The sequence below is a fragment of the Bacillus sp. JJ1127 genome (assembly GCF_036965845.1).
Classification (GTDB): domain Bacteria; phylum Bacillota; class Bacilli; order Bacillales; family Bacillaceae_G; genus Bacillus_A.
Genome location: NZ_JBALQK010000088.1, coordinates 971 through 9,678, shown reverse-complemented (window position 1 = coordinate 9,678; position 8,708 = coordinate 971). Strand labels below are relative to the sequence as shown.

General features: G+C 35.9%; 9 protein-coding genes and 1 pseudogene. 2 read left to right on the top strand and 8 right to left on the bottom strand.

Translation table 11 applies throughout. From position 1 onward, the window contains the following. Positions 1–218: 218 nt before the first annotated feature. On the top strand, positions 219–1,475 hold the full coding sequence (locus tag V7183_RS10220) for a VanW family protein (protein WP_335359409.1): 1,257 nt from the start codon (positions 219–221) through the stop codon (positions 1,473–1,475). Position 1,476: 1 nt separating this feature from the next. On the opposite strand, the gene V7183_RS10215 is transcribed toward V7183_RS10220, so the two are convergent. The 5 genes from V7183_RS10215 to V7183_RS10195 all read right to left on the bottom strand — a co-directional run bounded on the left by V7183_RS10215 (position 1,477) and on the right by V7183_RS10195 (position 5,595). Continuing rightward, entirely contained in the window at positions 1,477–1,749 is a 273-nt protein-coding gene (locus V7183_RS10215; protein ID WP_335359408.1) for a hypothetical protein, read from the bottom strand. 63 nt (positions 1,750–1,812) lie between these two features. After that, on the bottom strand, positions 1,813–2,331 hold the full coding sequence (locus V7183_RS10210) for an RNase A-like domain-containing lipoprotein (RefSeq protein WP_335359407.1): 519 nt from the start codon (positions 2,329–2,331) through the stop codon (positions 1,813–1,815). A 109-nt stretch (positions 2,332–2,440) separates the two neighbouring features. Beyond that, a complete protein-coding gene (copZ, locus tag V7183_RS10205; RefSeq protein ID WP_335359406.1) occupies positions 2,441–2,644 on the bottom strand; it encodes a copper chaperone CopZ in 204 nt (67 codons plus the stop codon). 241 nt (positions 2,645–2,885) lie between these two features. Next, positions 2,886–5,276 carry a heavy metal translocating P-type ATPase gene (locus V7183_RS10200; protein WP_335359405.1) on the bottom strand — a complete coding sequence of 797 codons (2,391 nt, stop codon included), beginning with the start codon at positions 5,274–5,276 and terminating at the stop codon, positions 2,886–2,888. Positions 5,277–5,292: 16 nt separating this feature from the next. Then, on the bottom strand, positions 5,293–5,595 hold the full coding sequence (locus tag V7183_RS10195) for a metal-sensing transcriptional repressor (RefSeq protein ID WP_335359404.1): 303 nt from the start codon (positions 5,593–5,595) through the stop codon (positions 5,293–5,295). Between the two features lie 144 nt (positions 5,596–5,739). Between V7183_RS10195 and V7183_RS10190 the strand changes: the two genes are divergently transcribed. Then, the gene (locus V7183_RS10190; RefSeq protein WP_335359403.1) at positions 5,740–6,288 is read left to right on the top strand and encodes a TVP38/TMEM64 family protein; all 549 of its coding nucleotides are present in this window, start codon (positions 5,740–5,742) and stop codon (positions 6,286–6,288) included. Between the two features lie 27 nt (positions 6,289–6,315). Here the strand turns inward: V7183_RS10190 and V7183_RS10185 are convergent, their stop codons facing one another. The 3 genes and pseudogenes from V7183_RS10185 to V7183_RS10175 all read right to left on the bottom strand — a co-directional run. Next, positions 6,316–8,016 (bottom strand): M4 family metallopeptidase, encoded by a 1,701-nt coding sequence (locus V7183_RS10185; protein WP_335359402.1) that lies wholly within the window; start codon positions 8,014–8,016, stop codon positions 6,316–6,318. Between the two features lie 177 nt (positions 8,017–8,193). After that, positions 8,194–8,322 carry an NprX family peptide pheromone gene (locus V7183_RS10180; RefSeq protein ID WP_141523107.1) on the bottom strand — a complete coding sequence of 43 codons (129 nt, stop codon included), beginning with the start codon at positions 8,320–8,322 and terminating at the stop codon, positions 8,194–8,196. Next, a pseudogene (locus V7183_RS10175) lies at positions 8,319–8,708 on the bottom strand (transcriptional regulator); the annotation flags it as partial. The pseudogene V7183_RS10175 and the gene V7183_RS10180, both read right to left, overlap by 4 nt.

The window sequence follows — 8,708 nt, the reverse complement described above, 5'->3', positions numbered from 1 at the left end:
GCCTTTTTGTTATAATTTTCATCCCACCTCCCCTTATTTCCCTTCGCAAATAACGACAAAAAGTGACAATTGTTACAAAAATGTAACAATCTTTATATATTTATTACACTTTAAGCAAAAATAATAGTATACTAGTACATACCTAATACTATTTGCATCATTATTATATGAAAAACAGAATACATATAAATTTATACATTAATTTCGGGGGGCATGAAATGAAACTACGCACGTTACTTATCGGTTCTGCCGTTGCTGGTGGCCTATTGCTTTGTGCAGGTGGAATTAGTGGTTATCAATACGTATCGAAATTAAATACACAACTAGATACGACTGTACTACCACATACTGCATTTGAAGGTATTTCTCTTGATGGAAAGAGCAAAAAAGAAGTTCAAGAAATTATTCAACAAAAAGTAGATGAGCTAAACAAAAACTCTCTCAACTACATATTCCAAGACGATACACAAACCTATACATGGAAAGACCTAGGTGTAGAATATAAAGAAAAAGATATTGTTGAAAACATTTTTAAAGAACAAAATGGCAATATTATGGATCGCTATAAAATGCGAAAGCAAGCTGAAAGTGGCGAACTAAAACGCGACTATAAATTGAAACCGCAGTTAAATACAGCTGCTTATGAAGCTTTTATAAAAGACAAATATAATGAAACCTTAAAAAAGCCTGTTAATGCTGAATTAAGTGTCTCAGGAACAACTGTAAACATTAGTCAAAGTCAAAATGGTGAAAAAATTGATAAAGAAAAATTAGCGGACTTAACTAAGCAAGCAATTACTGCTGGTACACAAGATATTACGCTCCCGATTGCCTCAATAAAGCCCGAACGCTCTACAGAGGACGTGCAAAATATGGGTATTACACAAGTTATCGCTGAGTATTCCACTCCTATGGCTGGGCGAAACGGAAGTCAATCCTTTAATGTAAATAAAGCTGCTACTACTTTAAGCGGAGCACTTGTAGCACCTAATGAAACATTTAGTTTCAATGAACGAGTTGGTATTACAGATGCAGCACATGGTTATAAATCCGCCGCTGTATACTTACAGGGAAAAGTTGTACAAAGCGCTGGTGGCGGTGTTTGTCAAGTGAGTAGTACGCTATATGGGGCTGCGTTACGTGCTGATTTAGGAGTTGTCGCTCGGAGTAATCACTCTATGCCCGTTCATTATTTACCACTTGGGCAAGATGCTGCTGTAGCAGATTATGGTCCTGATTTAAAATTCAAAAATAATACTGGCAAATACATTTACATTCAAGCAGTTTCTAATGGTAGTAGCATCACTACCCGTATTTTCGGCACACCAACTGGAAAAGATGTGGAAGTTTCATCCAAGGTAATTAGTGACACCGGGAATAACATCACTGCTGTCACATATAAGAAAGTAACAAAAGACGGTGAAGTCATTTCAAATGGTCAAATTTCAAAAAGTGTATATAAAAAGGCGGGATGATTCACGCCTTTTTATTTTGCAATAATTGTATAAATTTCTCCATATGATCTTTCGTTTCTTCTAAAGACCATATGCGCTTTCCATGCTTAGCAGCTAATACACACCCTTTTTCCCATGCTTCCTTCTCCTGCATATGTGATAATTCATGCTTTAACTTCCCAATGGCTTCTCGTTCCTCTTGTTCTAAAAACTCTGTCATTACATCTACTATTTCTTCTTCATGCACACTTAACGTACAATATGCTTTAAAGAAATATTGTAGTGTTGGATACATGCTACTCCTCCTTTCTTATTTATCCCGCTACTCGCAGGCAACAATACCCTACTGATTCAAATTCTACTTATCTGACGGATAGGAAGTAATAATCTTAAATCCTAATGATCCTGATTTATCCCTTGCTAAAACAGTAACTGTATTCACAAGCTTGTCTTGTACACTCATATTTTTCTTTAATACTGCTTTCCCAACAGGAAATGAATGTTTTGTATTTAACACAAGACGATTTTCTTTGGAATTCTTTAACCACTTCTCAATTTCCTGCTCGTGTTGCTTTAAACTATCTTTTACAGCTTTTGTTGCTGTTTCTTTATCGTAATATGTACTTGCAGCTGATACGTTATCTGTACGTAATCTTTCCTTTAACTGTTCTTCTGTCTTTCCAACATGCCTTTCTATCGTATGACCGTTTTTCGGTGGACCTTCCATTTCATCTAAAATATTGTCACTAATTTTTTCTACTGATGCTGAGTTGCTCTCTTTTAAATCCGCTTTTTTCTGTTCTTTTCCCGCACAACCACTTAAAATAAGGATCATTGCAAGTAACGCACTAAGGAAAATACTACCTAATCGTTTCATCATATCACCTCTTTCATGATTATTATCATAACTTCAGCAAAAGTCAATTTCCCATAAAAAAACGTGTAGAATTACAAAATCCCACACGTTCTTTATATAAAAATTTCACTTATACAATATCATACCCTTGCTCTTCAATTGCATCCTTTAACTGTTCTACATTTACTTTTGCTTCATCGTATTCAACTTCTACTGTACCTGCCTGTAATTCAACTGCTACGCTGTTTACACCAGCTAGTTCTTGCAATGCATTTGTCACAGCCATTTTACAATGATTACATGTCATACCTTGTACATTTAATGTTACAGTCATTTTGAATTCCTCCTCAATTATAAAGTGAAACTTTAATCAGTGGGGGGCTTTATCCCCCACTGATTATTAGCTGAACCAATCGGGCTTTTACGGGCAGTTTATCTCCCGCCTTACTTCTTTAGAAAAGCGGAAGCGGCTGAGGTGGGAGTATTACTGCCCGTTAATGCGGGGTAAAGCCTTTATTTATTATTAGTAGTACAACTTATAATAGGTTGCATTACCCTAAAAACCTATCCTCAATTTATATTTTAACACGCTTCAGCCGAAGAGCATTTGTTACAACGGAAACAGAACTAAATGCCATCGCTGCTCCGGCTACCCAAGGCTCTAATAAGCCACTTGCTGCAATCGGTATACCAATTGCGTTATAGAATAAAGCCCAGAATAAATTTTGACGAATATTTTTCATTGTTTTTTTACTTAAATCAATCGCTTGTGGAATGTGTCCTAAGTCGCCTCCAACTAATGTAACATCAGCTGCTTCAATTGCTACATCTGCTCCTGTTCCAATTGCCATTCCAATATCCGCTTTTGCTAATGCTGGTGCATCGTTGATTCCATCCCCAACCATCGCTACGCACTTACCTTGCTGCTGTAATTGTTCCACAATATTCGCCTTTTGCTCCGGTAATACTTCTGCATAAACATGTTCAATACCTACCTGCTTTGCAATTGCTTCCGCAGTTCGATTATTATCACCTGTTACCATATAGACATCAATTCCAGCAGATTTCATCGCATGAATGGCTTCTTTTGAACTTTCTTTTATCGTATCCGCCACAGAAATCATTCCTGCAAATTGATCTGCAATCGCTACAAGCATAACTGTTTCTCCATCAGCTTCCTGCTTGCTCATCACTTCTTCATACTCCGCTATATGAATACTGTGTTTGCTCATTAATTTTCGTGTTCCAATAATAACTGACTTACCTTCTATAAGAGCTTCTATCCCATGTCCAGGTACTGCCCGAAAATCTTCTACAGATAATAAAGTAATTCCTTTTTGCTTTCCATATTCTACAATCGCAGATGCCAATGGATGTTCTGAAACATTTTCTGCTGACGTAACAAATGTTAGCATATCATCCTGCAAACTCATAACATTCGTCACTTCCGGTTTTCCCTTTGTAACAGTTCCTGTTTTATCTAGTAAAACCGCATTAACTTTATGTGTTGCTTCTAAATACTCTCCACCTTTAAAGAGAATACCTTTTTCTGCTCCTTTTCCAGTACCAACCATAATAGATGTTGGTGTTGCTAAACCAAGTGCACAAGGACAAGCAATTACTAATACTGCTATCGCAACTTCAAGTGATTGCGGTAAATTTTGTTGTGTAATCGCGAAATACCAAATGAAAAAAGCAATTACCGCAACACCTACCACTACCGGAACAAATATACCAGAAATTGTATCTGCCATGCGCTGAATTGGCGCTTTAGATCCTTGAGCTTCTTCGACAATTTTAATAATATTTGCAAGTGCTGTATCTTTCCCAATTTTTTCAGCACGCATTGTTAACGTACCGTTCTTATTAATGGTTGCGCCTATTACAGCATCTCCAGATTGCTTTTCCACAGGAATAGATTCACCTGTAATCATTGCTTCATCAACCGAGGATGTACCTGATAACACTATACCATCTACGGGTATTTTTCCGCCCGGTTTTACAACAATTGTATCGCCAATGACAACACTTTCAATTGGAATTAACATTTCATTTCCATTACGGATAACCAATGCTTCTTTTGCTTGCAAATTTAATAATTTTGAAATCGCTTCTGTTGTTCTTCCTTTCGCAACTGATTCAAAATATTTTCCGACTAGAATTAACGTAATAAGTACTGCACTTGTTTCAAAATAAAGCTGCGGTGAGTACGATGGATTCTGTAATGTTTTCAATCCTTCATATAGGCTATAAAAATATGCCGCTGATGTACCAAGTACAACAAGTACATCCATATTCGCACTCTTATTTCGTAACGAGCGATATGCCCCAGCATAAAATTGAGAACCTATATAAAATTGTACTGGTGTTGCAAATACTAATTGTACCCACGGGTTCATTAAAAAGTGTGGCATCGGTAGCCCAATTTCAAAGGGCATATGTGACATCATTGTATAAAGAAGTGGTAATGATAACAGAATAGAAAGAAACAGCTGCTTTCGTTTCCCTTTTAATTGCTCTTCTTTTTTATTAGACCTCGATTCTTCTTGAAGCTTACCTTTATATCCTAATTTCGTTATTTTTTCTAAAATAGTTTCTATTGTAATAAGACCATCTTTATATACGATTGTTGCAGTGTTCATCGCTAGATTAACAGTAATATTTTCGATCCCTTCCATTTTACGAATCACTTTCTCAATACGATTTGAACACGCAGCACATGTCATTCCTTCAATATCTAAATTTATTTTTTTCGTTCGAACTTCATATCCTAATTTCTCAATACGATTTGTAATCGCCTCTACAGTTTGCTCATCTTCATCGTATTGAACAGTTGCTTGTTCCATCGCTAAATTCACATTTGCTTTTACACCATCTAGTTTATTTAACACCTTCTCAATCCGCGCAGAACAAGCGGAACATGTCATTCCATCAATACCAACTGTTATTTGTTTTGTTTTACTCATACAGTCCATCTCCTCTCTATTTCGAGAACTGTTTGATGACTTTCATTAACTCTTGGATAGATGCATCTCCATTACCTTCTTGAATCGCTTTAGCTACACAATGATTTGTGTGACGCTCTAACAATGAAAAACCAACTTTATTTAACGCTGCTTGCACCGCAGAAACTTGAATAAGTACATCTACACAATAGCGATTGTCTTCAACCATCTTTTGAATACCCCGAACTTGACCTTCAATTCTTCTTAAACGTTTTACAACTTTCTCAATTTCTTCATCCGTTCTTGGAACCATCTTTTCGTGATTTGAACAATGCCCCACCAATATACCCCCTCTCATGTATACATTATACCCGTAAGGGGTATTTAATTACAAGTTTTTACGATTAAATTTTTATAAAAATCCATACTTGCCTATATTCTCTAAATGTGGTGTAATGCTAAAAAAGATAAAGGATAGAACTACATGCAAGAAATAATTCGAGATTTACTTACAGAGCATTACACAATTGCAATTCCACTCAGTATTCTATTCAATATCATTATTAGCTTACTTGGGGTTATCCCAAGCATATTTTTAACCGCAATTAACATACAGCTTTTCGGATTAACAGACGGAACAATTATCTCGATCACAGGTGAGGCATTAGGCGCAATTGTTTCATTTTATTTCTATCGACTAGGGCTTCAAAAATTTACCCATAACAAAATGAACCATTATCCAAAAGCAGAGCGTCTTCTTTATGTACAAGGCAAAGAAGCATTTTTGCTCGTTCTATCATTTCGACTTGTTCCATTCATTCCATCAAGCATTGTTACCTTATTTGCAGCTTTAGGAAAAATGTCATTATTCTCTTTCAGCATTGCAAGTACAATTGGTAAAATACCAGCACTACTCATCGAAGTATATTCGGCATATTATGTCATGAACGGAACAAGTGAAGTAAAGTGGATTATAGCAATTGCCGGTTGTATTGGATTATTGTATATATGGAAAAAGCAGAAGAAAAAATAAAAAAGGAGCAAATTGCTCCTTTTTTATTTATTTCACCCCAACTGCATCATAGGATTGCTTCACCGCTGTAACTTCTGCAGAATTTGCACCATATAAATCAGCTGCCGCTTGGACTAAACCAGCGCGAGCTTGACTAAATGTAGTAGATTGAGTGAAATATTGTGTATTTGCACGATAATAGATTGCTCCTAACTTATCGTTACCAACACCATTCACAGTTACACCAGAATGTGTACCACCATTTGCTAGTAAATAAGCCGCTTTATTAATAATTCCGCTATTCGTATGAACACCACCGTTATCGCTAGAACCAGTGTAACGCTTAGAATAATGATCTGGATCACCATACTTTGTTGGATCACTCATGGAACGAAGTGCATCCCCTGCTTTACCTGGCGTATAAATGTCTTCTCCGATTTCCCAATCTGGATTACGATTATCATAGTATTCTACTAATGTACCAAAAATATCAGAAACCGCTTCATTTAACGCACCTGACTCATTTTGATAAATTAAATTTGAACTATTTTCTGTAACAGCATGCGTTAATTCATGTCCAATTACATCAACTCCGCCAGATAATGAAGTAAATGTAACTCCATCACCATCTCCATATACCATTTGTGAACCGTTCCAGAAAGCATTATTGTAATTGCTTCCGTAGTGGACCGTTGATTTTAACGGAGCCCCTGCATCATTAATAGAATTGCGATTAAATGTATTTTTATAGTAATCATATGTTACACCTGCATAATAATGAGCATCTACTGCAGCTGCATCATATTTTGCATTGAAAATATTATCTGTATCAGCCCACAACGTTCCAGGTAGTGTGGATCTATTTTTCGCATCATATGTGAAGATTTGTGCTCCACGTGTATTATCTTGTAAGTAATAAGTGGAGCCAGATAATGTAGTATTAATCGATTTCGCATCCCCTAATACACCTGTACCTGTCCCAACTTTATTTGTTCCCGTTACAGGTTTAACAACCGCCTTCGCATCTTGCCTTACAGCATCTTGCTTAATTGGTGATTTATCCTCACCTGTTACATGATCAATTGTATTGTATTTATTTAATACTTTACCGCTATCTGCCTCAATGAAATAATAATAGTTTCCTGGTTTTGGATCTAGGAAGTTCAATTTTACAACATATGCATATGTTGTATCCTCACCATTTTGGTACACATATAAGTCCGCTGTTGGTTCTACCTCATACTTCGGTGTGAAACCTAAATCTTGTTGTGCAATTTCAATCGCTTTTTTGCCTTCAATCTTATTCTTATTTTTTAGTTTTTCTTTCTTGTCTAAATCTGGTGCAACCGTTCCAGATAATACTTTTAATGAACCATCTTTACTCACATGTGCTAGTTGAGTAGATCCCCATACAGGTGTCCCTTCGTATACTTGTTGCATACGCACCACTGTTGAATCAGTTACAGCATCCTTTTTCACTTGTTTCACTTTAAAGGAATCCTCAGCACTCTTTTCCCCTAACTTATACTCTTGCTTCGCCGTATTTAAATAATCAAACACAACCGATTCTGCTTTCTTTCCAGTTGCCCCAGTTAAATCACCCGAAATAAACTCAGGTGACTGTACTGCTTCATTGTACTTTTTTGTAGAGAGCACATTCTTTGAATCTGCGAATGCAGAGCTTGCCCCTCCAAATGTTGTAACTGCCATCCCTGCCGCTAACACCAATGCTAAACTCTTCTTTTTCATATAACCTTCCCCCTAATAAAAATTTTTTTTGAAAAAGAGTAGTTTTATATTAGCATTAAGTTTCTAATATTAATATATTGAAAATTCAAATAATTTATTTCTCAAGTTTTGTAGAATTTTGGGGAACAACTATTGAGAAAGGCCCTTTCTGTTTGGAAAGGGCCTTTCTCAATGTTATTATAAGTTTACTGATTGAGACGAATTAACTTCTTGACCATAATTATCTGGTTTCCAAGCATACTGCACGTCGAATACTACCGCTAACATCGTCATAATCACAAATGTTCCTAAGATTATCTTTTTCATACTATAATTCCTCCCTCTTCTTCTAACAGCATAATTGCTAATTTATAATATCGATTACTTTCTTGAAATTCCAACAACCCTTCGAAGTATTCAGCAAGTTCTAAATACACCTTCTTTAAATCTTTAATATTCTTTTCAGCTTTAAAAAAAGGTAACGCTTCTGTCTCTAAAAACTTCTTATAAACTTCTGTTTTCTCAAAATATTTATACTGAAGAATCAATAATAAATACAATAAACTTTTATATCTATCATCTTTTCTAGCAGCGGAAATTCCCTTTTCAATCCATCCTCGCGCTTCCTCAAATTCTTTTAACTGGACACATTGCAAAGAAATTTCATACATAACATCAATATAGTTTAAATCTTCTTCCTTTTTATACTGCAT

Coding starts and splice junctions, on each gene's coding strand:
- V7183_RS10220 (WP_335359409.1), top strand. CDS start 219: ATGAAACTACGCACGTTACTTATCGGTTCTGCCGTTGCTGGTGGCCTA.
- V7183_RS10215 (WP_335359408.1), bottom strand. CDS start 1,749: ATGTATCCAACACTACAATATTTCTTTAAAGCATATTGTACGTTAAGT.
- V7183_RS10210 (WP_335359407.1), bottom strand. CDS start 2,331: ATGAAACGATTAGGTAGTATTTTCCTTAGTGCGTTACTTGCAATGATC.
- copZ (WP_335359406.1), bottom strand. CDS start 2,644: ATGACTGTAACATTAAATGTACAAGGTATGACATGTAATCATTGTAAA.
- V7183_RS10200 (WP_335359405.1), bottom strand. CDS start 5,276: ATGAGTAAAACAAAACAAATAACAGTTGGTATTGATGGAATGACATGT.
- V7183_RS10190 (WP_335359403.1), top strand. CDS start 5,740: ATGCAAGAAATAATTCGAGATTTACTTACAGAGCATTACACAATTGCA.
- V7183_RS10185 (WP_335359402.1), bottom strand. CDS start 8,016: ATGAAAAAGAAGAGTTTAGCATTGGTGTTAGCGGCAGGGATGGCAGTT.
- V7183_RS10180 (WP_141523107.1), bottom strand. CDS start 8,322: ATGAAAAAGATAATCTTAGGAACATTTGTGATTATGACGATGTTAGCG.